At 64.9% G+C, this 23106-nt stretch carries 23 protein-coding genes; 15 read left to right on the top strand and 8 right to left on the bottom strand.

Features of this window, described 5'->3' with window-relative positions; all coding sequences use genetic code 11:
* Nucleotides 1-598: 598 nt before the first annotated feature.
* Nucleotides 599-1285 (bottom strand): response regulator transcription factor, encoded by a 687-nt coding sequence (locus tag VKZ50_08135; protein HLJ59685.1) that lies wholly within the window; start codon nucleotides 1283-1285, stop codon nucleotides 599-601.
* A 315-nt stretch (nucleotides 1286-1600) separates the two neighbouring features.
* Here VKZ50_08135 and VKZ50_08130 point away from each other — a divergent pair, with 315 nt between their 5' ends.
* The 12 genes from VKZ50_08130 (at nucleotide 1601) to VKZ50_08075 (ending at nucleotide 11799) form a co-directional block, all read left to right on the top strand.
* On the top strand, nucleotides 1601-1855 hold the full coding sequence (locus VKZ50_08130; GenBank protein ID HLJ59684.1) for a helix-turn-helix transcriptional regulator: 255 nt from the start codon (nucleotides 1601-1603) through the stop codon (nucleotides 1853-1855).
* An 88-nt stretch (nucleotides 1856-1943) separates the two neighbouring features.
* The gene (locus tag VKZ50_08125) at nucleotides 1944-2123 is read left to right on the top strand and encodes a hypothetical protein (protein HLJ59683.1); all 180 of its coding nucleotides are present in this window, start codon (nucleotides 1944-1946) and stop codon (nucleotides 2121-2123) included.
* A gap of 102 nt (nucleotides 2124-2225) precedes the next feature.
* Nucleotides 2226-2678, top strand: coding sequence for a MaoC family dehydratase (locus tag VKZ50_08120; protein ID HLJ59682.1), 453 nt, complete (start codon nucleotides 2226-2228; stop codon nucleotides 2676-2678).
* A 176-nt stretch (nucleotides 2679-2854) separates the two neighbouring features.
* Nucleotides 2855-3826 (top strand): sugar phosphate isomerase/epimerase family protein, encoded by a 972-nt coding sequence (locus tag VKZ50_08115; GenBank protein ID HLJ59681.1) that lies wholly within the window; start codon nucleotides 2855-2857, stop codon nucleotides 3824-3826.
* Nucleotides 3819-5009, top strand: a complete 1191-nt coding sequence (locus VKZ50_08110) for a Xaa-Pro peptidase family protein (GenBank protein HLJ59680.1) — start codon at nucleotides 3819-3821, stop codon at nucleotides 5007-5009. Before VKZ50_08115 ends, VKZ50_08110 begins: the two co-directional genes overlap by 8 nt.
* Before the next feature lie 17 nt (nucleotides 5010-5026).
* A complete protein-coding gene (locus tag VKZ50_08105) occupies nucleotides 5027-6265 on the top strand; it encodes an ROK family transcriptional regulator (protein HLJ59679.1) in 1239 nt (412 codons plus the stop codon).
* A gap of 79 nt (nucleotides 6266-6344) precedes the next feature.
* Nucleotides 6345-7670: an ABC transporter substrate-binding protein gene (locus tag VKZ50_08100; protein HLJ59678.1), complete on the top strand. Its 1326-nt coding sequence runs from the start codon at nucleotides 6345-6347 to the stop codon at nucleotides 7668-7670.
* A 20-nt stretch (nucleotides 7671-7690) separates the two neighbouring features.
* Complete coding sequence (locus tag VKZ50_08095) at nucleotides 7691-8665, top strand: sugar ABC transporter permease (protein HLJ59677.1); 975 nt, start codon at nucleotides 7691-7693, stop codon at nucleotides 8663-8665.
* A complete protein-coding gene (locus VKZ50_08090; protein ID HLJ59676.1) occupies nucleotides 8662-9534 on the top strand; it encodes a carbohydrate ABC transporter permease in 873 nt (290 codons plus the stop codon). The genes VKZ50_08095 and VKZ50_08090 overlap by 4 nt, the downstream gene beginning before the upstream one ends.
* Nucleotides 9535-9573: 39 nt before the next feature.
* On the top strand, nucleotides 9574-10560 hold the full coding sequence (locus VKZ50_08085; protein HLJ59675.1) for a zinc-binding dehydrogenase: 987 nt from the start codon (nucleotides 9574-9576) through the stop codon (nucleotides 10558-10560).
* Nucleotides 10561-10740: 180 nt separating this feature from the next.
* Nucleotides 10741-11514 carry an SCO family protein gene (locus VKZ50_08080; GenBank protein ID HLJ59674.1) on the top strand — a complete coding sequence of 258 codons (774 nt, stop codon included), beginning with the start codon at nucleotides 10741-10743 and terminating at the stop codon, nucleotides 11512-11514.
* A 117-nt stretch (nucleotides 11515-11631) separates the two neighbouring features.
* Nucleotides 11632-11799 (top strand): hypothetical protein, encoded by a 168-nt coding sequence (locus VKZ50_08075; protein ID HLJ59673.1) that lies wholly within the window; start codon nucleotides 11632-11634, stop codon nucleotides 11797-11799.
* 206 nt (nucleotides 11800-12005) lie between these two features.
* Here VKZ50_08075 and VKZ50_08070 read toward each other — a convergent pair whose 3' ends face one another.
* The 5 genes from VKZ50_08070 to VKZ50_08050 form a co-directional block, all read right to left on the bottom strand.
* Nucleotides 12006-12896: an ATP-grasp fold amidoligase family protein gene (locus VKZ50_08070; GenBank protein HLJ59672.1), complete on the bottom strand. Its 891-nt coding sequence runs from the start codon at nucleotides 12894-12896 to the stop codon at nucleotides 12006-12008.
* A gap of 480 nt (nucleotides 12897-13376) precedes the next feature.
* Nucleotides 13377-13997, bottom strand: coding sequence for a methyltransferase domain-containing protein (locus tag VKZ50_08065; GenBank protein HLJ59671.1), 621 nt, complete (start codon nucleotides 13995-13997; stop codon nucleotides 13377-13379).
* Nucleotides 13998-14128: 131 nt separating this feature from the next.
* The gene (locus tag VKZ50_08060) at nucleotides 14129-14983 is read right to left on the bottom strand and encodes an ABC transporter permease (GenBank protein HLJ59670.1); all 855 of its coding nucleotides are present in this window, start codon (nucleotides 14981-14983) and stop codon (nucleotides 14129-14131) included.
* 51 nt (nucleotides 14984-15034) lie between these two features.
* On the bottom strand, nucleotides 15035-15988 hold the full coding sequence (locus tag VKZ50_08055) for an ABC transporter permease (GenBank protein HLJ59669.1): 954 nt from the start codon (nucleotides 15986-15988) through the stop codon (nucleotides 15035-15037).
* A gap of 1 nt (nucleotide 15989) precedes the next feature.
* Nucleotides 15990-17591 carry an ABC transporter substrate-binding protein gene (locus VKZ50_08050; GenBank protein ID HLJ59668.1) on the bottom strand — a complete coding sequence of 534 codons (1602 nt, stop codon included), beginning with the start codon at nucleotides 17589-17591 and terminating at the stop codon, nucleotides 15990-15992.
* Between the two features lie 499 nt (nucleotides 17592-18090).
* On the opposite strand from VKZ50_08050, the gene VKZ50_08045 reads away from it, so the two are divergent.
* Together VKZ50_08045 and VKZ50_08040 are read left to right on the top strand one after the other, a co-directional pair.
* Nucleotides 18091-18711, top strand: coding sequence for a DUF4389 domain-containing protein (locus VKZ50_08045; GenBank protein HLJ59667.1), 621 nt, complete (start codon nucleotides 18091-18093; stop codon nucleotides 18709-18711).
* Nucleotides 18712-19499: 788 nt separating this feature from the next.
* Nucleotides 19500-20144 carry an NAD(P)-binding domain-containing protein gene (locus VKZ50_08040; protein HLJ59666.1) on the top strand — a complete coding sequence of 215 codons (645 nt, stop codon included), beginning with the start codon at nucleotides 19500-19502 and terminating at the stop codon, nucleotides 20142-20144.
* A 161-nt stretch (nucleotides 20145-20305) separates the two neighbouring features.
* On the opposite strand, the gene VKZ50_08035 is transcribed toward VKZ50_08040, so the two are convergent.
* Entirely contained in the window at nucleotides 20306-21049 is a 744-nt protein-coding gene (locus VKZ50_08035; GenBank protein ID HLJ59665.1) for a class I SAM-dependent methyltransferase, read from the bottom strand.
* Between the two features lie 289 nt (nucleotides 21050-21338).
* Between VKZ50_08035 and VKZ50_08030 the strand changes: the two genes are divergently transcribed.
* On the top strand, nucleotides 21339-22541 hold the full coding sequence (locus VKZ50_08030) for a polysaccharide deacetylase family protein (GenBank protein ID HLJ59664.1): 1203 nt from the start codon (nucleotides 21339-21341) through the stop codon (nucleotides 22539-22541).
* Nucleotides 22542-22553: 12 nt separating this feature from the next.
* Here the strand turns inward: VKZ50_08030 and VKZ50_08025 are convergent, their stop codons facing one another.
* Nucleotides 22554-22715: a hypothetical protein gene (locus VKZ50_08025; GenBank protein HLJ59663.1), complete on the bottom strand. Its 162-nt coding sequence runs from the start codon at nucleotides 22713-22715 to the stop codon at nucleotides 22554-22556.
* Between the last annotated feature and the right edge of the window lie 391 nt (nucleotides 22716-23106).

The raw sequence follows: 23106 nt of genomic DNA, 5'->3' as shown, positions 1-23106 counted from the left end.
GGGAACGGTGGGAATGGTGGCAACCAGAACGGGGGCGGCAGCGGCGGTGGTGGTGGCGGCGGGCAGGGCGGCAACGGCGGCCACGGAAACCACTAGTTGACGCAACGTTAAGCTAGCTCGAAAGAACGGGCAAGGAGGGGGGCGAGGGCACGATCCTCGCCCCCCCTCTCGTTCTTAGTCGGCGATGCCTCTCTGACCAGTCAGCTCCAACGTGCGAGCGCTTGGTACGCGGACCCCCACCCTCGCGGGTCGCTGCTCAGGTGCGCTTCGGCGCTCCCGGTTCGCGAACAGGGCCACTACGAGCCGACGCGCAGGCAACGCCCCAGTCGTTCCAGTGCGCCTGGTCCGCCGATGGACGACCACTCCGCGGCAGGCGCTGCAGATGCAGCGGCGCGGTAGTCGGTGGGGATTTGACCGTGGCACGGCCGGGGATTTCCGTGTAGAACGTTCCCATGCCGATCAATCGAGCCAACAAAACCGCGCGCACTTGATAACCCAGATATCCCGTTCCCAAACCGCAGGTTCCGGGAGAACTAGGCTCTACGCGCAGAAGTTTCCGCTTTGCTGTCGCCCGGTTCGCTGAGATGTGCCGGACGGGCTAAGTGATGAGATTCAACTTGACGGCGAGCAACGCCGCTTGGGCGCGGTTGCGCGCGCCGAGCTTGCCGTAGATCCTTCTGAGTTGTTTCTTCACCGTCGCTTCTGACAAATGGAGCTTCGTCGCGATCTCCCGGTCGCTCATGCCCAGGGCAACGCGGCTGAGGATCAGGACCTCATTCTCTCCCAGCTTGGCCTTGTCCGGCGGTGCGCCGTCCTTGGCCTTTGCCGCGAGCCGTGCCAGCATGCGCCTGGCGAGTACGGGGTTGATCATCGTGCGCCCCTCGTGCACGGCCCGGATCGCGTTCGCCAAGTTCTCGGGACTGATGTCTTTGAGGACGTATCCTGCCGCGCCGGCTTCGGCCGCGGAGAGGAGTGCTTCGGCGTCGTCCACGGTGGTGAGGAACAGCACCTGTACCCTGTCCGACGCCGCGCGGAGCTGTTTCAGCACCTCGAGTCCGTCCATGTCGGGCAGGTTCACTTCCATGAGCACGACGTCCGGTTCCTGGGTTTGAAGAACCTTCAGAGCGTCCGCGCCCGACTCGACGTCGTCGAGCACGGCGAGATCCGAATGCTGCGACAGTAGCGTACGGATGCCCGCCCGAAACAACCGGTTGCCGTCGACGAGGAGAATACGGACGGCCGCGCGGGCGCTAGGCATGTCCGTGACGGTAAGCCTGCTGGCCAATGGGGTGGATGCTCCTCATCGGTCGGTCTAAGAACTCTTCGGCCACTCGTACCGCGGGCCGCCTGTCAAGACTGCATTCGCCGGGTCCGAGACCGCATCCTCCGCGGCGTCTCCGACGGCATGCCTCGCGTCCGTTGCGCTCCGACCATTGCCAGGGGCTCCCGCCCACCACACGGTGCTGCGGCGGAGCTGCGCGCGCGGGACGTCTGCCGCCGCGTGGTGTCTGAGACCCGCGGCAACTGGGTACTAGCAATACGGGACCGGTGCCATCACCGGCCCGGGATGGCTCACGAGCGGCGTGTGGGAGGGTAGGACGTGGGGGGCAGCGGGCCGAACGGATCCGAGCGGAGTGCGTTCGAGCCAAGTCCGATCATCCAGGAACTGCGATCGTGGTGCGAAGAGCGCGGGGTGAGTCAGTCCTCGCTCGCGATGGAGATCGGCGTCAGCGTTTCACATCTCAATCAGGTGATCAACGGCCGGGCGCGGCCGAGCGCCGAGCTCACGCAGCGTATCGTCGAGGTGTTGGAGCGCCGGAAGACGCGCAGGCCGAGCAACGGTCGCACGGTGTAGCGCAGCCCTCGGCGTGTGGTGACGGCACCGCGGCGCTCGGGGACGCCGACGCGCCTGCCTGACGGGTGAACTTTACGGAGGTGGCACTATGACGTTCGCGGAGGCTATCCAGATCAAAGGACGAGTCGTCGATATCTACCTCGTGAACGGCGCCGTACTGGACGGCGCGCGGGTGAAAGACGTTTCGTCGGCGATGATCCAGGTCACGTACAAGGACCGCACGCGGTATCTGAATCCGGAACACGTGCTGATGGTGGAAGTCGGCTAACCGCGCGAGTTTCCGCACTCCCGTTGGAGGGACCCCTGCCTCGAGACCGAATGACCCCGTGCGCAGGCCTCACGCGTGTCGCCCGGCGCGATCGGAGGCCACATGGGGACCTCGGACGTCATCGGACCACTTGGGTTGCGAGTCGGGCAGGCAGCGACCCGCACGAAGACGATCACGGCGGGTGATCTGCGGCTGTACGCCGAGCTCACCGGCGACGAGAACCCGCTTCACTTTGATCAGGCCTTTGCCGCCCGCACGCGCTTCGGCCGGCTCATCGCCCAGGGCGGCGTCACCGCGGGTCTGTTGAGCGCGCTCGTCGCGATGGACCTTCCGGGGCCGGGCTCGGTCTTCATGAGCCAGACACTAGCCTTCCATCGTCCGGTGTACGTCGGGGACACAGTGACCGCACGGGTAGAGGTTGTGGGCCTCAAGCCGGACAAACCCGTCTGTCACCTCAAGTTCGCGGTCACCAACCAAACCGGCGAGATCGTCCTGGAAGCAGAAGCCTGGACGTATACGCTGCGGCCAGAGCTGGAACAGCGCAAACACGGATAGCTCGTGACAAGAGCATTTCCGCCACCTGCGTCCCGAGGCACATCAGACTTCACTCCACGTCACAAGGACTTTCGGTCATCTCTATCGTACTTCTGATTCTCGAAAGGCGGAAGTCTCGCTGTTCGCCGCAGAAGAACCATTACCGCGGCACCAGTCTGGAATCCAGGGAGGGCGCAATGAAGTTCGGGGCATCGATCTGGCCGTTTCGCTGGGATCCTCCGTACGACGACGAGGTGCGCAGGATTGCCAAGCTCGGCTTCAAGGCCGTGGAACTGATCGTCTGGAACGAGGAGTTTCTCGAGTACTACACCCCTCAGAAGATCCGTGAGCTCCGTGATCTCGTGGCCTCGGAGGGGCTTGAGATTTCCCAGTTCGTCCACAACCCCAAGGGCGTTTCGAGCGACGATCCGACGGCCCGCAAACAGTCGATCGAACTGTTCAAGCGGGTCGTGGACGTCGGGGCAAATCTCGGCGCGAAACTCGTGGACTCCGTGTCGGCCTATCCGTTTAACATCGAGGCGCCACGCATCACCGACCGGCCGCACATGCAGATGTTCTCGGTGTCGTATCCGAGCGGGCTCGACTGGAAGCGGAACTGGGAGTTCTACGTCGACTCGGTGCGGCAGTGCGCGAACGCGGTGCACGCCGCCGGGCTCCGGTATTCGATGGAGCCGCATCCCTACCGCTACATGGCCAACGCGGCGTCGATGCTGCGCCTGATCGAGCATGTGGGATCGCCGATTCTCGGCATGAACTTGGATCCGAGCCACCTGTTCCCGGTTGGGGAGATCCCGCACGCCGTGATCTACCAGTTGCGTGACCGCATCTACCATTGTCACTTCTCCGACAACGACGGTACGACGAACGTGCACTGGCGGCCCGGCAAGGGAAAGATCGATTGGACCGCCGTGCTGTGCGCGCTCCGCGACGTGGGGTTTGACGGCACGATCTCGATCGAGCTCGAAGACGTCCCGGGTGTCGCGCGTGGGCAGGCTGCGGTGCCCGGCGTGTATCGCGGAAACCGCACGGCGACCGACGCGTTCGTGAACGAGACGTTGGCGGCGGTGCATTACCTGCGGGGGCTGGCGGAGGCTCAAGGCATCAAAATCGAGTGGGCAGGTGGACCGGGTCAGGCCGTCTATGCCTAGCCCAATGGACCGGGAGCGGTTGGGCCGGCTCGTCGACGGCATGAAACGGGCCGGTCTGGACGGGCTCGTCTGCCGGCTTCCAGAAAACGTGCTGTACCTCACGGGATACTGGCCGGTGATCGGCGCGTCCACGGCGATCCTGACCAGAGAGGGCGAGGTGACGCTGATCCCGCCGTTCTCCGAGCTCGACTATGTGAAGCGGGGTTGGGTCGAAGACGTTCGATCGTACCGCTTTGTCAACATGGCGGCGACCGCGAATCCAAACCGTGACACGAAGCCGGTGCTGGAGAAGGTGGCCACCGACAAGGGCTTGACCACCGGTCGCATCGGGTACGAGGGCAGCTTCGAGCTCGTGGCGGCGAACAACGTTGCCGGTGAGGCGCGCGTGTTCGCCGAGACGACGCTGCGCATGCTGCGGGAGAGCATCCCGGGAGCCACCCTGTGCGACGCGACCCCCGTGCTGCTGCGGGCTCGCGCGATCAAGTCGGCGATCGAGATCGACCAGCTCCGCCGCGCCAACGAAATCGCCGGGTTCGGCTACGAGGTGGCCGCCGCGTCGGTTCGCGCGGGCGTCGCGGAGGCGGCCATCGCGGGGGATGTCGAAGCCCGGATCTACGGCGCCGGCGTCGGATACAAGGGGACCGAGCGGGCGCGGGGGTTCTGCTTCGTGATGTCCGGGCCGAACGCCGCCAACTCGTGGCGGCCGTTCTGCATGTCGACCGCGAAGACGCTCAAGGAAGGCGAGCCGGTTCTGGTCGAGCTCAACACGGTGGCGGACGGGTACTTCAGCGACCTGACGCGGACCTTCATGGTGGGGGAGCCCGACGCGCGCACGAAGACGATCTTCAAGGCGGTCCGGGCCGCGATCGACGCGGTCATCGCCGCCGCGAAGCCCGGGGTCAAGGCGCGAGACCTTGACGCACTCGCGCGCAAAAGCCTCGCCGGCCACGGCTTCGGCGACAAGTTTCCGCACCAGCTGGGGCACGGCACCGGGCTCCAGTTTCACGACCCGTGTCCGACCCTGCATCCGGCGAGCGAGGACGTGCTCGAGGAGGGCATGGTGCTCGCCGTCGAGCCCGCCGTCTACATCGAGGGGTGGGGCGGGGTGCGAATGGAGGAGAACGTGGTGGTGACGGCCGCGGGCTGCGACTCGCTCTGTCCGTACCCGCGGGGTGGGTTTTGACACGGCGGGAGCCTCCCATGACGTCGCGATGGCCGTTGGTCAAGAGTGAGGTCCAAGGCGCGATCCTCCGGCACGTCCGAGCGGAGGGCACGGTCACGCGCGGCCAGCTCGTCGAGGCGCTCGGCGTAAGCCGCGGCAAAGTGTCGCACGAAGTGGGGCAGCTCATCTCGGCGGGGCTGCTCGTTGAGGAGGGGCTGGCGGACCCGGTCGGCGGCCGGCCGTCCTCGCTCATTACGATCCCGCGCTCGGCCGGGGTGATCGCGGCCGTGGAGTTGGGCGCCACCTCGATCGATACGGCGCTGACCACGTTGGGCAGCGAGGTCATTGCGCATCGCGGTGAACCGGCGGACATCAGGGACGGGCCGGACGCCATCCTCGGGGTGGTCAAGCAACGCCTCGCCGAGCTGCTTGCGGCCCAGCCGGTGTCCGCCGACGAGGTCATGGCGATCGGGATCGCCGTGCCCGGTCCGGTCGAGCACGCGTCCGATCTTCCGATCGCGCCGGCGCTCATGCCGGGATGGCACCGCTCACCGATCCGAAACTGGTTCGCCGGGGAATACGCGGCGCCCGTGTTCGTGGACAACGAGGTCAACCTGATGGCGCTCGCCGAGCACCGGTACGGCGTGGGCAAGGGCGTCGACGACCTCCTCTTCGTCAAGGTCGGGACCGGCATCGGGGCCGGCCTGATCATCAACGGTCAGCTCTACCGCGGCGCCAACGGGGCGGCGGGCGACATCGGACACATCTGCGTCGATCCCGATGGACCGACGTGTCCCTGCGGCAACGTCGGCTGCCTGGGTGCCCTCGCCGGCGCCCGCCCCATGCTCGAACAGGCGAAGGCGGCCGCGCGAGACGGCCGGTCGCCGTTCCTGGCGGACGCCGTGGCGGCCGGCAAGGACATCGATGGGCTGTTGATGAGCGAAGCGGTCGCCTGCGGCGACCGGTGGGCGATGAGCACCCTCCGCACCTCAGGGCGGCTGGTCGGAGAGACGGTGGCCGGGCTGGTCAGCGCGCTCAACCCCGCGTTGATCGTCGTCGGGGGGGGAGTGCTCCACTGGGGACCCGGTTTTCTCGGCGAGCTGCGCAGCGCCGTGTACCATCGATCCATGCCGCTCGCCACGAGGAGTCTTCCCATCGTCACGAGCGAGCTCGACGGCCGCGCCGGCATTCTCGGTGCGAGCCTGCTTGCGGTGGAGGGAGCGCTCAGCCCCCTTGAGGCCGCAGGCCGCTCGTCACTCCAGGTGCTCACCGGATAGGGAACACGGACGCAAGGTGCACGCGTTCCATGACAGGCCTGAGGACACGTCCACGACGACGACTATTGGAGGGGGCCACATGAGAGATCGCGGCGTGACGAGACGGAAGTTCTTGACCAGCACCGGCATCGGGCTTGCAGGGTTGAGCACGTTCGGCCTGAGCGTGTTGCAAGGAGGCTCCCGATCAAGCGGCACCCCCGCCTACGGCGCCCCCGCGGACGTCGAATGGTGGATCTCGGTTCGCGGCGGGCCCGAGTACGCCAGCACCGACCAGTCACTCGTGAGCCAGTTCAACGCATCGCAGAGCCAGTACAAAGTCAATTGGAACGCGATCCCAAGCGGCGGCAGCAACACCTGGTACGAAAAGCTTGGCACGGCGATCGCGTCCGGCACGCAACCGGACGCGGTCGCGGGGACCGCGTACATGCCCTGGCAGTACAATGCGATCGGCCAGACGTCGATCCTCGATGACGTCGTGGCCGAGCTGAAGGCCGAGGGCAAGATCAACGACTTCGTCCCGGGCGTGCTGGACCTGATGAAGTTCAACGGCCACTACGTCTGCCTGCCGAGCGGCTACGACATCCGCGTCCCGTACTACCGGAAGGACATCCTTGATAAGAACGGTCTCAAGGCGCCAAAGACGTGGGACGATCTCATGCGCCTCGGCGCGGCGCTCAAGAAACAGAACATCTACCTGTACGCATTCGCGTCCGGCCAGTTCGGCTGGCAGCAGATGATGGCGTTTGTGTTCAACAACGGCGGCGGTTTGTTCGACAAGCAGCGGAACGTCGCGGTGATCAGCGAGCGCAATCTGGAGGCGGCCACGTTCATCTCGGAGATGGTGAAGCAGAAATACATCAGCCCGAACAGCCCCGGCATGAGCAAGGACGACGCGACGAAAGCCTTCGCCGAGGGGCAGGCGGTCATCTATATCAACCAACCAGCGCTTCCGGCGACACTGCCCAATCTGGCGGGCAAGCTCGATCTGCTCGATCCGACCGCGGGACCGCACGGAGACAAAGGCACGCTCTACTGGGTCAACAACTGTTTCTCGTTCAGCAAGAGCAAGAGTCCCGCAGGCGGAAAGGCCTGGATCAAGTGGTGGGCGGTCAACAACGGCCCGCTGTTCTGGCAGGGGCACGCGCAACAGCTTCCGGTGCGGAAGTCGGTAGGGGCAAACGCGTACTTCAACAGCGACATCTCCAAGCGGCTCATCACGGAGTGGCTTCCGATCGGCCGGACGATGGGAACGCACTACCCGACGCTGTTCCCCCAGTTGAACTCAGTGGAGGGAGAGGGCGAGCTCGCGGTCCTCGTCAACGACCTGCTCTCCGGGAAAGATCCCAAGCAGGCGTTGCAGACCGCCCAGAGAAGCATCGAGACGATCATGAAGCGCACCGCCTGAGTCGCGGGGTTCCTGCGATCGTGGCAAGAGACGTCTCGACGGACGCATCGGGGCGCGCGCGGCGGCGGGGGGTCCTCACCAGGGCCCCCCGATTCAGCCGGAGCGAACGGCTCTCGTATGCCTTCCTGGCGCCATCGTTGCTGGTGTTCGCGCTGATCATGGGGTATCCGTTCGTCCAAGGTCTCGCGTACAGTTTCCGGGGCGGATCGCTGTTGGCGCTCGGTGGGTTCGTCGGGCTGGACAACTATTCACAACTCCTGCAAGACCCCGAGTTCCAGAACGCGGTCGTCTTCACTGCCGTGTTCACGATCGGGACGGTCGCCGGCAGCTACCTGATCGGCCTCGGGCTCGCGCTGCTGCTGAACGCGGAGATCGCCGGACGGGGCGTGCTCCGGGGAGCGCTGCTCATCCCGTGGATCATCCCGTCGATCGTGAGCACCCAGAGCTTCCGCTGGCTGCTGGAGCCGCAGAACGGCCCGGTGGACGCGCTGCTCCAACACCTCGGATTCCAGCCGATCCCGTTCTTCGCCACGCCGGCGTGGGCGACGTTTACGGTGACCCTCGTCAAGGTGTGGCGATCGTACCCGTTCATGATGGTCTCCTGTCTCGCGGCGTTGCAGACTATCGACCCCAACCTGGGGGAAGCGGCGGCGGTGGACGGTGCGGGGAAGACCGCGTGGTTCAAACACATCGCGTGGCCGCACATTGCGACGCTGTCGATCGTGATGTGGATCATGATGGCGATCTTCTCGATCCACGACTTCGAGACGATCTGGTTGCTCACGCAGGGCGGACCCGGGTTCGCAACGGAGAACCTGATGGTGCTCTCGTACAAGTACACCTTCATCGTCCAGAACGTGGGGTTGGGGTCCGCCGCGGCGATCGTCAGCCTCGTGGTGCTGATGGCGCTCGCCGTCCTGCTGCTGCGCTCCCGCCCCGATCAGGCGGTCGTGGCGGTCGGACCCGGCGCGGCCACCCGGCCCGGTGCGCTGTGAGCGTCGCGTCGATCCCGTCGGCGCTCGCTCTGCGGCCGCCCGGCCGGCGCCGGCGGCGCTCGCCGGGGCTGCGCCTGGGCGTGCTCTGCGCGCTCGCGCTGGGGGCGAACATCCCGGTACTGGTCGTCATCGTGAACTCGTTGAAGTCGACCGCGGAGTTTCTCTCGACCAACTCGCTGTTCCCGATTCACTGGACGGTCGAGAACTACGGCATCCTCGGCACGCAGACCGACTTCGCGAGCTTCGTCCGGACGAGCGTGACGGTGACGGTGCTGGTGACTGCCGTCAGCGTCGCAGTCGCGATGCTCGCTGGCTACAGCCTGTCGCGGACCTGGAACGCGTTCGCGGTGGGGTATGCGCGTTCCGTGCTGATGCTCCAGATGTTTCCGATCATCCTCGAGCTGATCCCGCTGTTCATTCTGTTCCGGTATCTCCACCTGATCAACTCGTCGCTCTCGGTCGTCCCGCTCTACGTCGCAGGGGTCCTGCCGTACGGGATTTGGATGGCGAAAGGGTTCTTCGACGGGATTCCGCGGGAGTTGGAAGAGGCGGCGTGGGTGGACGGGTCCTCGCGCTTCGCAGGGTTCTGGCGTATCGTGCTGCCTTTGTCCGGTCCGGGGCTGGCGGCGATCGCGATCTTCTCCTTCCTGCTGTCCTGGAATGAGTTTCTGGTCGCCTCCGTCTTCCTCCGGAACCCGCATGCTGAGACGATCCCGGTCGGGGTCTTCGTCTTCGTGCAGGAATACCAGACGAACTGGGGACCGCTGTTTGCGGCGAGCGCCCTGGCCCTGATTCCCGCGTTTATCTTCGTGACGTTCGCGCAGCGCTACATGGTGCAGGGCGCGATCGTCGGATCGGTCAAGGGGTAGCGGATTCCGGACGGGCGGTTGCCGGGGAGGAATGCGGGGATGAACAGCGGTCGCGGAGATCGCCAGCGACAGGCGGTGCTGGTCGGACCCCGCCGCTTCGCCGTGGAAGAAGGGACGCTGCGCCGTCTGGGGCCGCGGGAAGTCCGGGTCCGGGTCGCCATCTGCGGAGTGTGCGCGTCCGAGCTGCCGCAGTGGAAGGCCGGACCCGGCGACGGTCGAAGCGAGCTCGGGCACGAGGTCTCGGGTGAGATCGTCGAGGTCGGATCGGCGGTCACGACCGTGGCTCCCGGCACCGCCGTCACCGGCCTGCTCAAGCCCGGGTTCTCTGAGTACGCGACCGCGAGCGACGACCGGGTGGCGTCGATTCCCCCCGGGCTCAACGTCCGCGATGCGCTGGGGGAGCCGCTGGCGTGCATCGTCAGCGCCGCCGCCCGCACGCGGGTCGAGTTGGGGGACACGGTCGCCATCGTGGGCCTCGGGTTCATGGGTCTGCTCATGCTGCAGGCGATCCGTCTCCGCGGGCCAAGCCGCATTGTGGCGATCGACGTGCGCCGCGACGCGCTTACCATGGCACAGCGCCTGGGCGCGCATGAGGTGTTCACGCCTGACCAGCTCCCGGACCGGCTGCGCGTCCGTCAGCGGTCGACCATGGAGCCCGGATGGGGGGTCGACGTCGCCATCGAGGCATCCGGCACCCAGCCTGGGCTGACTCTGGCCGGGGAACTGGTGCGGGAGCACGGCCAGCTCTCCATTCTCGGCTATCACAACGAGGGAGGCGGCCGGCGAGAGGTGGACATGCAGCTGTGGAACTGGAAGGCGCTCGACGTCCTGAACGCCCACGATCGCCGGGTCGATGTGAAAATGGAGTGCGTGCGAAGAGGCCTGCGCTTGATGGCGGCCGGCCAGATCGACGTGGGAGCGCTGATCAGCCACCGGTTCAGCCTCGACGAGGTCGACGCCGCCTTCTCCGCGCTCGAAACGAAGGTGGCGGGTTTCTGCAAGGCGGTCGTCGAGCTCTCCCAATAGTGGTGGATCACCAATCGCATACATTCCGCGGGCGGGACCGCGCCGATCTCTGCGATGATTTCACGTCGGGTCCCCGTGGCGCGGCAGGATAATGACCAAAGGCGCCTAACGTACAACGCGACCGCACGCGGCCAACATGCGGACCCGACCTGCGCGCTATGCTCGGGGACGCTGGCTTGCGTGCGTCGGTGTACCTTGCGCTCCATCCGCGCACCGGGGGAGAAGCCAACGGCACCGTCAGCATCCACGCTGATCGCGAACGGCACTCCCGAGTTGGCCGTACCCGCGGCGGGGACCCGCGGTGACCCCGGACCCCGCACGCCCGGGTCCATCCCCGGTCTCCGCGTGTGGGCGGCGTTGGTCGCCCTGCTCGTCTGCACGACGCTCGCGTTCGCGCTGTTCCGGCCCGTGCAGGTGCTTCCCCTGCTCAGGCCGGCCCCGCCAGTGGCGCTCGCGGATGCCGCGGGCGCGCCGATCGTGCTGGCGCGGCTTGCCGGGACGATCCTCATCTTTCAATTCTCCGCCCTGCAATGTGCGCGTCCGTGCGACGACGGCCACCAGGCGTTTCAACAGTTGCAGCAACGACTCGCCGCGAAGCCGCTCGGCGTGCCGGTGCGCCTCGTGACCGTCATGCTTGATGGTCAAGGCCGCCCGAGGCAACTCGCCGAGCGGAGCGCTTCGATGGGGGCCGACCCTCGCTGGTGGCGGCTGGCGACCGGAGACGCGACGCGGCTCAAAGACGTGGTCGGCGGCGGGTTCGGCGTGTACTACGGGCCTGGCCCGGGCGGCATTGTATTCGACCCCGCGACGATCGTGGTCGACGAGCGCGGCATCGTCCGCGCAGAGTACAGGACCGCGTCGCCGGACGCCGGCCTGGTCTTGCGCGACGCGCAACTTATCGCCCGGGAAGCCGCCAGCCGCGGGGCCTCTCGAACGCGAACACGACCAGCATGACGCCCGTCGCGACCAACCAACGCTTCTCGTAGGGGTCGAGGTGCATCATTGGGTCGTCCCCCGGCCGAGCATCACGAGGTAGACGCCAGCCCAGCCGCAGGGATGAAGCCCGTCGAGATGCCGCTGGCGGAGCCGTACCGGCCCGCTCCGGTTCCCGCGTGGCTCGACAACTGGCGGTTGTGGCTGGGGTTCGCGGTCGCCCTGATCTTGCTCGTCTACGGGCCTGTGCTCGTCAATCTGGTCGGAAACATGCAGTTGAACGCCGTCGGACGGCGCGTCTGGTAGCCCCTGAGCGGGATTCCGGGAGTACCGCCGGCCGGGACCAGCGCCCGAAGGCACACATCTGAGAGTTGTCCGGAGCGGGCGGGCGATCCTAGACTCGCCGGTCGGCGGAGAAGACCCGCCGGTGATTCACTCGACCAACCCTCAACGCTCCGGCAACGGATCGGTCGCGTCGGAATTGTTGGTGGTCTTCCGGTGGCGCGAACTTGTCAGCGCCTCCGTCCGTTTTCCTCACGGCGGCCTGAAGCCAGGTGCCACATGTCGCCGAGCTGCCGGTCGAACGCAACCGGGTCGAAGCTGTCCACGGCACCGCCGGCCGTGATGGTCATTTCGCCAAAGTACACTTGCTCGTCAGTGTCGTACAGGTCGACCCTGACGAAGTCGAGTCCGCGACCCAAGGCTTCAGCGTATGCGATCATCTCGCCGAGGTGTTTCGGAGGATCCACCTCCTGCTCGAGGTTCGGGAACGAGAACCGCACATCCAGCTGGTTCCAGGACCGTCCATACACGTTGCTCCGATGGTCCCCGAATCTGCCGACGTGAATCGCAATGAGCTCGGCGCGACCGTCAAAGACGAACAGTTTGTAGTCGGCGGGGGCGCTGGTGCCGCCGCCGATGAATTCTTCGATCATGATTCGCGGTTCAATGTTCTTGTAGACCCACTCAGCCGCGACGTCGTAGTAGTTCTGCCGGAGCCAGTCGGCGCACGTCTCGATGAGCCCTGCTCGGTCCACACTCGTTTTATCCGCGACGAGTCGAACCCAACCGGATCCGTGTGTCGGTTTCACGACAAACTTCTGCGGCAGTATCTCGAACGGAATGTCCGACGGGTCCGTGGTCGTCCAGTAGAGTTCGGTCAGCACGTGCGCGCCGACGCGCTCCTTGACGTACTCGCGAACGGCATACTTGTCCGCGAGCATCGTCAGGATCGGCCGGCGGTCAAACAAGAGACGGTGGAGCATTTTTTCGTTGAAGGTCTTGGGCGTCACGAGATTCGGTAGCCTTCCAGCTTGCCGCGTATACCGCCGCACGAGCCGCGCGGATGCGAACATCGCGTTCGGCAACACGGCCCTGGCCGTCGCGACCACTGTGCGATTCATCGCCCGTTGACGCTCATGCGGACGCCGCATGCCGAGGGCGAACGTCGGCAGCGAGGATAAAGACAACTCCGATGCCACCGGAGGTGACGTGCGATCCCTTGGAACTCGGCCTTCACTGCTGTATTGAATGAGAAGGACGACGCCGAGCCAATGCCTTGAGTTCTTCGCCCGTGACGCAGCGCTTCATTGTGATGCCGTCCGTTCAGAAGTTCGATCAGCAATCGGATCATGGGAGTTCATTGTAGCACCGACCACCGACGCGATCCTTGTTGTTCCCCGTAAGATACAATTTGTTTACAATGGTCGTGCCAGCGGATGGGGTGGCGGGCTTCTGGGGCGGCCCCGCTCAAAACGGCCACGGTGACACGGCCCTGGCGCTGTCAAGGCGGGCGATATTTGATGAGTTGCCGCCGCGCGGTCGGTCGCGCAATACGAGCAGTGCCCCTTATCGAGTCCCCTCGATTGACACACGCGGCCGTGTTAACCGGCCACTGCAGTCGCGACAAACCCCCAGATGCCAACGGTCGACCACTCCACCTGCTCAAACCCCTGCGCCTCAAGCATGCGCTTCATCTCACGCGGTCCGTACATGCGCACATCTCCCATGCCAAGAAGGGGGTTGACGATGTTCGCCAACTGCCGGATGATCGGCGGCGCTGTCGGATCTGCGACAACGAGGCGCCCGCCACTCCTGAGCACCCGGTGCATCTCGGCGAGTGCCGCCTGCGGGTGCGGGTAATGATGAAAAGAGTCGACACACACCAAGCAGTCGAACCGGGCGCCTTCCCAGGGCAACGTCTCGGCGTCCCCGACTCTGAGGTCGGCCCGGGGTCCGAGGCCCTCTTTGGCGATGCGGATCATCTCGGGCGAGATATCGAGCCCCGCAAGAAACATCGCGGGATCTCGCTCGGCGAGGGTCTGAAGGAGGAGACCGGGGCCACATCCGATATCGAGGAGCGGGCCGTGGACTCGGCTGCCAAGACGCTGGAGCGCGGCCTCTTTCATTCGGCGGGAGTGCCAACCGGCGAGAGTATTCTCGTAGTTCGCGGCGAGACGATCAAAGGTGGTCCGAGACCGCCGTTTGGCCCTCTCATCGCTCATGGCTCCAGCCTACCCGAGGCCTGTTCTTCTGCCAACGGACGCAACCGGCTAGGCTCGCGCCCGCGTCCGGGGTGACGACCGGCCAGCCCAAGCGAAATCGTCATCTCTTCGAAGTCCCGTCCGAGGTCTCTTTACCGAGCTTGGTGCGGGTCGAGCACATCGCGCAGCCCGTCTCCCAGGATGTTGATGCTCAGGCTGACCAGAAATATCATGATACCAGGTACGGTCGCGACATACCAGGCGGTTGCCAGCACCGTCCGGCCCTCACTGAGCATGGCTCCCCACTCCGCTGTGGGCGGCTGCACGCCAAGGCCCAGGAAACTGAGCGCCGCTGCGAAGATAATCGTCTTGCCGGTTTCAAATGTGGCGTAGACGATCACCGGCGACACGGTATGGGGAAGGATGTGCTGCACGATGATGCGTTGATTGCCAGCGCCCAACGACCTCGCCGCCTCGATAAACGAGCGTTCTCGGACGCCGAGCGTCGACGACCGCACCAGGCGCGCGAAACTGGGAATCGCGACGATGGTGATCGCCAGCATTGCATTGTAAATCGACGGCCCGAGTGCCGACACGATCGCGAGGGCGAGCAGAATGGCTGGAAAAGCGAACAGCACGTCGAGCGATCGGGTGACCGCATGGTCGAGGAGACCGCCATAGTAGCCGGAAATCAACCCCACGCCGCTTCCGACCAGCGCTGACAGTACGACCGGAACGATGCCGACGATCAGTGAGATCCGACCGCCCCACATCGCGCGGCTGAGAACGTCACGCCCCAACTGATCGGTCCCCAGCAGGTGCCCGACGGTCCCCGGCGGCGACAGACGAATCCGAGGATCCACGCGGGTCGGGTCATACGGCGAGAGTCGCGGCGCCATCACCGTGCCGACGGCGACCAGCAGAAGAACCCCGAGCGCCGCGAGCAGCACCGGATCCCAGCGCAGCCGCTTCCCCACGAGCGCGCTGAACCCACGAGCACTCCTCACCAGTTTCGTCGCGCCAACGGTAGCAGACATACTCGCGACTAACGTTCACGCTCACGCGGCGTATCGAATCCGCGGATCGAGCACGGCATAGAACACGTCCACGAAGAGATTGATGAAGACGAACACCGTGGCTACGAGCAACACCCCGCCCTGTACCAGCGGCAGATCGCGCGCGCCGATCGCATCGTAGAGTTGCAACCCGAGACCCGGCCACGAGAAGACCGTTTCGACCAGGATCGATCCACCGAGAAGGTAGCCCACCTGGATCCCGAGGAGCGTCACGACCGGCAACAGCGCATTGCGCAGAGCGTGGTGAACGATAACCCGTACCTCGGTGAGGCCCTTGGCGCGCGCCGTCCGGATGTGGTCGTCGTTCAACGCGTCGACCACGCTCGAACGTGTCAGCCGGGTCAGCACCGCGGCCGGCACGCCGCAGAGGGTGAACGCGGGGAGGGTCAGATGCCACAACAGGTCGGGAATGCCGGCGGGACCGCGTAGTGAGAACATGCCGTTGGACGGGAACAGTCGAAATTGCAGCGAGAAGATCAGGATCAACACCAATCCCAACCAGAACGTCGGCATACTGTTGCCGAACATGGCCAGCACCACGGACGCGCGATCTACGATCGAGGATTGGCGCATCGCTGAGAGGATGCCCACTGGGACGCCGATCGCGACCGCCAGCAGCGCACTGGCGAGCGCGAGCACCAGCGTGTTCTTGAGCCGATCGAGTACCATCTCGGTGACCGGCGCGTCCAACTGAATCGACCGCCCGAGGTCTCCTCGCCCCGCCCGGCTCAGCCAACTGACATACTGGACATAGAGCGGGCGGTTCAACCCAAGGCTCTGGCGAATCAACTCGACCTGCTCCCGCGTGGCCTGAGGTCCTGCGAGCACCTCGGCGGCATCGCCGGGGATCATCTTCATCGTGAGGAACACCACGAGCGACACACCGACCAGCACCGGAATCGTCGCGAGAACCCGCGCGACGACGAAGCGAGGCATGTTAGGCGAGAGACACAGTCCGAAACGTGAACATGTATGAGTTCGGGTTCGCGAAGCCTTTCACTCTCTTGCTCCAGGCGCGAGCCGCCTTCTGATTGACGACGAAAATCCAGGCCGCATCGTCGACGACCGTTTGTTCCACTTGAAAATAGAGCCGTTTGCGCTGGGCCTCGTTGGTGGTCTGCCCCGCCTTCTTCAACAACGTATCCACCGCTTGATTACTGTACCAGCCCGGATTCGTGTTCCCATTGGGCGGTTGGAGGTCGGTCCGAAACATCCGCTGTAGATTGACGAACTCATCGACGCTGAACCCCACCTGAATCGCGTTCACGTCCTTTTGGATGCCGTTCGCCATGTTGTTCTGGAAGGTCTGGAACTCTTGCTGGACAAACTTCGCGTCGATCCCAACATCCTTGAAGTTCTGCTGGATGAACTCGTTCATCTGGACACCGAATGGAGAGCCTGCGCCGCCGGCAGGCATCCAGATTTCGAGCGAAAGTCCCTTCGGAAACCCCGCCTGAGCCAATAACTGCTTGGATTTTGCGGGATCGTAGCCGTAGCCTGTGATGTTCGGATCGTAGCCAGGCGTGCCTGCGGCATGCGTCCCCTTCGCTGGGACGGCCAGGCCCCTCATCACGTCGCGCGCCAGCGTCTCGCGGTCGATCGCCCAGCACATCGCCTGACGGAGCTGACGCTTCGTTGTCGGGGGGTATTTGTGGTTGGGAATGTAGCCCCAGGTATTCGGAAGTTGCGCCAGGTCGAGCACCAGATTCGGATTCGCCTTCACGCTGGCCATACTGTCGGGATTGACCGCGTTGATCCAATCGACTTCGCCGGTCTGGAGCGCCGTCACTCGGGTAACCGCCTCGGGCAGAGGGCGAACGACGAAGCCGTCGATCGCCGGTGCGCCTGCCCAATAATCCGGATTTCGCTCGAAGGTCACCTTCACGCCCTTCTCGCGGCTGACATACTTGAACGGTCCGGTGCCCACCGGATGGTTGGGGTAATCCTCGTTGCCGTACTTCTGAATGGCCGTCGGGCTTGCGATCGAATAAGTACCAAACGCCAGCACCTGCAAGAAATCGGCAAACGGATCTCTGTGGACGATGCGGATGGTGTTCTTGTCGACGACATCGACACTGGCGAGGTTGCCGTAACCAAGCTTCAGGCTCCCGGCGCCGGCCTTGTTATAGTACTTGTGGCCAGGATCCGAGTCGCGATCGATGTTGAACTTCACGGCCTCGGCATCGAACGGCGTCCTGTCGTGGAACAGCACCCCTTGACGAAGTTTGAAGGTGTACGTCCGCGCATCGGGTGAGACGTTCCAAGAGGTGGCGAGATTGCCTATCAGGGGTTGGTTCGCCTTTGCCGTCATGTCACGGTCAACCAAACGATCATAGATGTTGTGGAGCAGCGTTCGCGTCACCGCGCCGCGGTCGATATCGTTGTCGAAGGCGCCGGGCTCGGCCTCCCAGCCCGCGATGAGCGTTCCTCCAGACTTCGCCGTCGTCGCGGCGCGCGTGGAGCGCGCCGCCAGAAGCGCTCCGCTGGCTCCAACGGCGAGCGAAGAGAGGAAACGACGACGGGTGATCGCATACCCCACAGGAATCCCCCCTTGCGTGATTCTGAGCCGGCGGTCGTTCGCCCGCCGACGCGCTGTCGGGTCCTTGGCGCCACGCGTCCCGGGTGCAGAGGCGTGGTGACAGTTTCTGATATCGCGGCCGCATTCCCTCCCCCGGAAGGTTCCCAGCCGGGTATCCAGATTCTCCTCGGCAACCACGCGAGAAGGATTGTGCCTCCGACGCCTTGAGACCCCCTCATCGTCGCACCGGAGTGCCACTCGGTGATCCGGGAGGAACGTAAGACGGTAAGACGCGTGCCGCGGTCGCTCCGCGATCTGGCTCGAGCCTTTGCGTGGACACGGGGCCGGAGTCCGGGCGCGACCCCGGCCTCCGCGGGCCGGTGGAAGGAATCAGGAGGCAAGCACGAAAGTCCTGGCTGGGATTTCTCGCTGCCTTCAACGCGACGCGCACGACAGAACAGCCCGCCCGGTGAGTCGAATGCATCACGCGCCCGACGACACACACCTGGGGTGACACAACATGGTGGACAATTCGCCGGGATTCCCGGCGACGCTCGAGGTCGACTACCCAGAGCGAGAACTGAACCGACTCACCACCGCGTTCCGAGCGTTGACCGTCGTCCCGATTCTCGTCATCCTCGCGCTACTCAGTGGGGCGACCGGTGGGACAAAGCATCCTGTGTTGCAGTCGGGAGGGCTTGTTGTTCTGCCGACCGTGTTGATGCTCGTTGTCCGTCAGACGTACCCGCGTTGGTGGTTCGACTGGAACCTCGCGCTCGTGAGGTTCAACATCCGCGTCTCAGCATACGTGGCGCTGCTCCGCGACGAGTACCCGTCGACCGATGAGGACCAAGCCGTTCACCTCGCGATCCCGTACCCTGTTGCGGCGCATGAGTTGAATCGCTGGCTGCCGCTGGTCAAGTGGTTCTTGGCCATTCCACACTACATCGTCTTGGTGTTCCTCTTCGTTGCGTCAGGGTTCTGCGTCATCGTCGCCTGGTTTGCGATCCTGTTCACGGGACGCTATCCGCGCCCGCTGTTCGACTTCGTCGTCGGGGCGTTGCGCTGGTCGCTGCGGGTGACTGCCTATGCGTTTCTGCTCACGACGGACCGCTATCCGCCGTTTCACGGCGCAGCGTGATTGCACGACGACCCGATCGGGATGAACGCGAGGTTTTTCAACGACGTGGCGCGGGTGCCCCCCGGTCGGGAGACGCATGATACCAAGGGTCTGTGGAGCGCGGGGCCGCGAAATCAGCAACCGATTGATTCGACGCGGGTGGTGCGCGTGTGGACGCGCATCACGCATGCGCCCCCATCGTCACGAGGACTCTGTTGCGCCCCTCGGCTTTCGCCCTGTAGAGCATCTCATCCGCGGCGTGAATCAGGGTCGCCCGCCTGATGACCGAACCGATCAGTGCGCTCTTTGACACGATCGATATCGATCGTGAGAGACGCGGCAGGTTCGTGGCTGCGTGCGCCGCAGTGCAACTCTCGCCCCATCGATTCCTCCATGTGGCGCCGGTTGAAGAGGTTCGTGAGCGGATCGCGGCGGGACTGATGGCGGCGTACTTCTCGCAGGTGAAGATTGGCCACCGCCAAGGAGATGCGCTTCCCCGCCGCGGTCGCTCGACGGGCGAGAGTCTCCGTCGTGTCGCTCGATCCAGTCTCTGGCGTGCCGCGAGGCCATTCCACTGCGCACCCGCGGCTCGCGTGACGACGGGAGCAGTGATGGGACACAAGTCAAGGAAACGACCGGGATCGGGTCGATCAAACAGCGCTCGCGGCATCGCGTGGCCGGTTGGCATCAAGACGCCGGTTCGGGCGCGGTTCCGCGGTTGTGTTCGACCCTGATAGCGCCGCCCCGAACGGACGTATGATAGTCTCCATGACAAATCGGCACACATCGAAGTCGCGCGGAGGGTCGCCGTGAACGTTGGAGTGCTGGGCAGCGGGGACGTGGGGAAGGCACTGGGGCAGGGCTTTCTCACTCTTGGGCATCGTGTCATGATGGGCTCGCGCGAACCGAACAGCGCGGGCGCCGTCGGGTGGGCCGAGTCCGCGGGATCTAATGCGTCCCACGGCACATTCGCGCAGGCGGCGCAGTTCGGAGACGTGGTGGTGCTCGCGACACTGGGCGTGGCTGCAGAGAACGCGATTCGGCTGGCCGGGCCGGACCAGTTCCGGGGCAAGCTGGTGTTGGACGCGACGAACCCCCTCGATTTCTCGAAAGGGATGCCGCCCCTGCTCGTTGGCGGGGTAGGGGATTCGGGCGGTGAACGGCATCAGCGGCTCTTACCGGACGCGCACGTGGTCAAGGCGTTCAACACCGTGGGGCACGGGTTGATGTTCCGTCCTCAACTTCCCGGTGGGCCGCCAGACATGTTCATCTGCGGCGACGATGCTGGCGCCAAGACGCGCGCCGCGGATCTCTGCAAGGACTTCGGGTGGAAGGTGATCGACGTCGGCAGAATCAGCGCCGCTCACTACCTCGAAGCGATGTGCTTGGTCTGGGTGCTCGCGAGCGTGAGCACGGGCAACTGGAATCAAGCGTTCAAGTTGCTTCGGGCCTAGCGTCCCAGGCGCGGCCGAAGGAATCACTCGAAAAACCGAGGACTTCCTGACGGTCGTGGCCGTGAGCGCCGCCCCAAGATCGGTGCTATCGTGACTCTCTGAGGTGCAGGCAGCGACCTCTGCCCGCGCGGCTAGAGGTTGTGGTCTCGGGGGCGACGCGATCACGCGGCAGGCTTGCGGAGCAGCGCGGCGCGGCTTCCACGCAGCAACGACCGACGATCCACGGAAAGGCCCGTGAGGGCAGCCGCGGTGATCTCCGCGGTGAACGCTGCGTCCCCCACGTGGCCAACGGGTTCGGCAAGAAAAAGAGACGCGCCAGGCTTCAACGCGCGGGCGACCTCAACGAAAAACGCGGCCGACGCAGGCATCTCATGCACCACGAAAAAGGCGAATACGAAATCGATCATTCCCTCCACGTCGCGGAGGCCCATCGAGGTTGGCTGAACGACACGCGCGTCGATGCGGTCGAGCAGTCCAACCTTCCGCGCACGATGCTGCAAGCCAGCTATCATTCGCGGCTCGATGTCTACAGCGATGACACGGCCGGCAGGGCCGACGAGGCGGGCCAGTTCGAGCGTAAAGAAACCCATGCCTGGACCGGGTTCGAGCACCGTTATGCCCGCGTGGACGTATGGGGTGCGGAGGCGCTCCGGGTCCTGCACGAGCCGCCGTGGAGGGCTTGCGAGAATGTAACCAACCCACATCCTCCGCAGGCCCGATGCCTCGCTCGTCCGGCGCGCGTTCGACGCCCAAAGGTTGCCGGTGCCGTTCGCGAGTTTCGACACCCTGATTGATGTGAGGGCATCCAGTAGGCCTGAGTAGATCGTCCCACCACTCGACAGGCGTGATGGGGACGGAGTTGAAGAGGTGGCCGTATCGGTTGATCGTGAGGCCCGCGTCGGCATGTCCCGCTTGCGCGGGTTACAGCTAAGGGTGAGCGATGGAGCGGGAAACGGGACTCGAACCCGCGGCCCGCTGCTTGGGAAGCAGATCGGATCGACCTTCGCGGGGACGGGGGATCAAACCGGGAGAATCCGTGTGGACCAAACCATCGGTCGGGTGGCGTGTCCATCCTTCGAACCTTGGATCGGCGTGGATGGTTGACCACGCGCGTAAGGGAAAACGCCGCGTGGGAAGAACTAAGACACCATGCCAGGGTGGCTTCGGCACCGAGTGGCGGTCGGGTTTTCTCCCATGAAGGGTGTCATCGTGGCCCGTGCGCAGGCGCTGGCGTGGCGTGTCCGCGACAGCCGCCTGTGCTGGGGAGACCTGGCGGATCTTGTCCGTCCCGTTGTGCAGCCCGGCCGACCTGCGGGAGATCCACTCGCCCGGCTCGGCGTTCGTGCCGACGAACTGGGGGCCGGCGACGGGACGATTCGGCTGGTTGGGGCGACTCGCTATCTCAACGACGCGCGCGTCGCGGTGACGCACAGCATCGATGATACGACGCCGGAGGTCCGCGTCTGTCTCGATGTGCTGGACACGTACGGTATCAAGGCGACGGTCTTCGTCAGTACCGGAGTTCCCGCCATCGCCCGGTTGTGGCCGCGGCTCCGAAGGGCTGCGCGGGACGGTCATGAAGTCGGCGCCCATTCCCGGCGGCATCCGTGTCGGACGCCCGAGACGCTCGCCTTCTGCTTCCGGGCGATGTCGCGCTATGAGCTCGATGGTTCGAGGAGAGATATCCTCGAGCATACCGATCAATCCCATGTGTGGACGTGGGCATACCCGTGTGGGAACTGCGCAGACCGGAGATTCGCGCAGCGAAAGGTGGCGCTCGCGGGATACTTGGTCGCCCGCGTTTACCCCGGAGAACGGCACGATCGGCACTTGGTCCCAGACCTCAAGACCTACGATGCGAATCCCTTTGCGGCCCGCTACACGCAGGCCGTGCAAAACGGGTACACTACAACCGACGGTGTCGCCGTCTCGGGACGCACCAACGTCAAGGCGTTGAACGAGAAGTTTGACGAGGTCTACGCAGCGGGCGGCATTTACAGTTTCATCTCACACCCACAGTGGATCGAGTACGGGCCCAACGGCTTTTACGAACGGCACCTCGCCCACGTGGGCGGGCGCGACGACGCGTGGTACGTGCCAATGGGGCCGTTGTACGCATACCGTGTGCTGCGCGCGCAAACGTCGGTCGTCAGCTTGACGGGCAAGGGGGCGCGCGCGCGCTTTGCCGTGGTGAACCGGCTCGATCCGCGAATCTACAATGGGAGCGTAACGCTCGAGTTTCACACGACGGCGTCTGTGTGCGTGATCGCGCGCGGAAGCGAGCTGCCGGAGCGGGCCCCGGCACCGGTGGACCGGTGGGACGGGGAGTACGTGCGCCGCACGGACGAGCGTCTATGGCTGACGATCCGACCGAACACGGTCGTGGAGTTTCGATGAGTGGGTCGATCGTTACGGTCGGACGGGACGCGACACGCCTGCGGGATTGCCGGGCACGACCGTCCTGGGCGGCACATCTCGTGTCAAGACGCTGCCGGTGCCGACGATGGCGCCTTCCCCGATTGTGACGTCGCACAGGATCACCACTCTGCTCCCGATGGACGCGCCGCACACCTGTGTATGTCGCCATTGTCCCTGCGTACGCGTCTGGACCCCAGCGCTCGCGTACGAAATCCCGAGTTCTCCGCGCTTCCACAAACTCAGGCGGTCCGGCGCCCGAAAGGGGGTCTTTTGACCGCGCGGAGGTGGGAGTAGAAGATCGCAGAATCGTCCTCCTCAACAGCCGCATACCCAAGAGGTGCCAAGATGGGGGCCGAATGGGATTGGGTATTTAGGTTGTTAACGTCTAAATCGTGCGCTAGGCTGTCCAGTGTGGACGAGGTGTTGACACTTTTGCGCTCCAAGCGAGCCCCGCAGCATAGGTTAGCCAGCCTTTCTGCCGGCGAAGAGCGTGGCCGGCGTTCGGCCTAGCAGGCGATATCCTTGATGCGGACGCTCCCGATTG

Source organism: bacterium (assembly GCA_035295165.1).
In the GTDB taxonomy this organism is placed as follows: domain Bacteria; phylum Sysuimicrobiota; class Sysuimicrobiia; order Sysuimicrobiales; family Segetimicrobiaceae; genus JAJPIA01.
The sequence above is the reverse complement of the archived record's forward strand: the minus strand, read 5'-3'. Positions and strand labels throughout refer to the sequence as shown.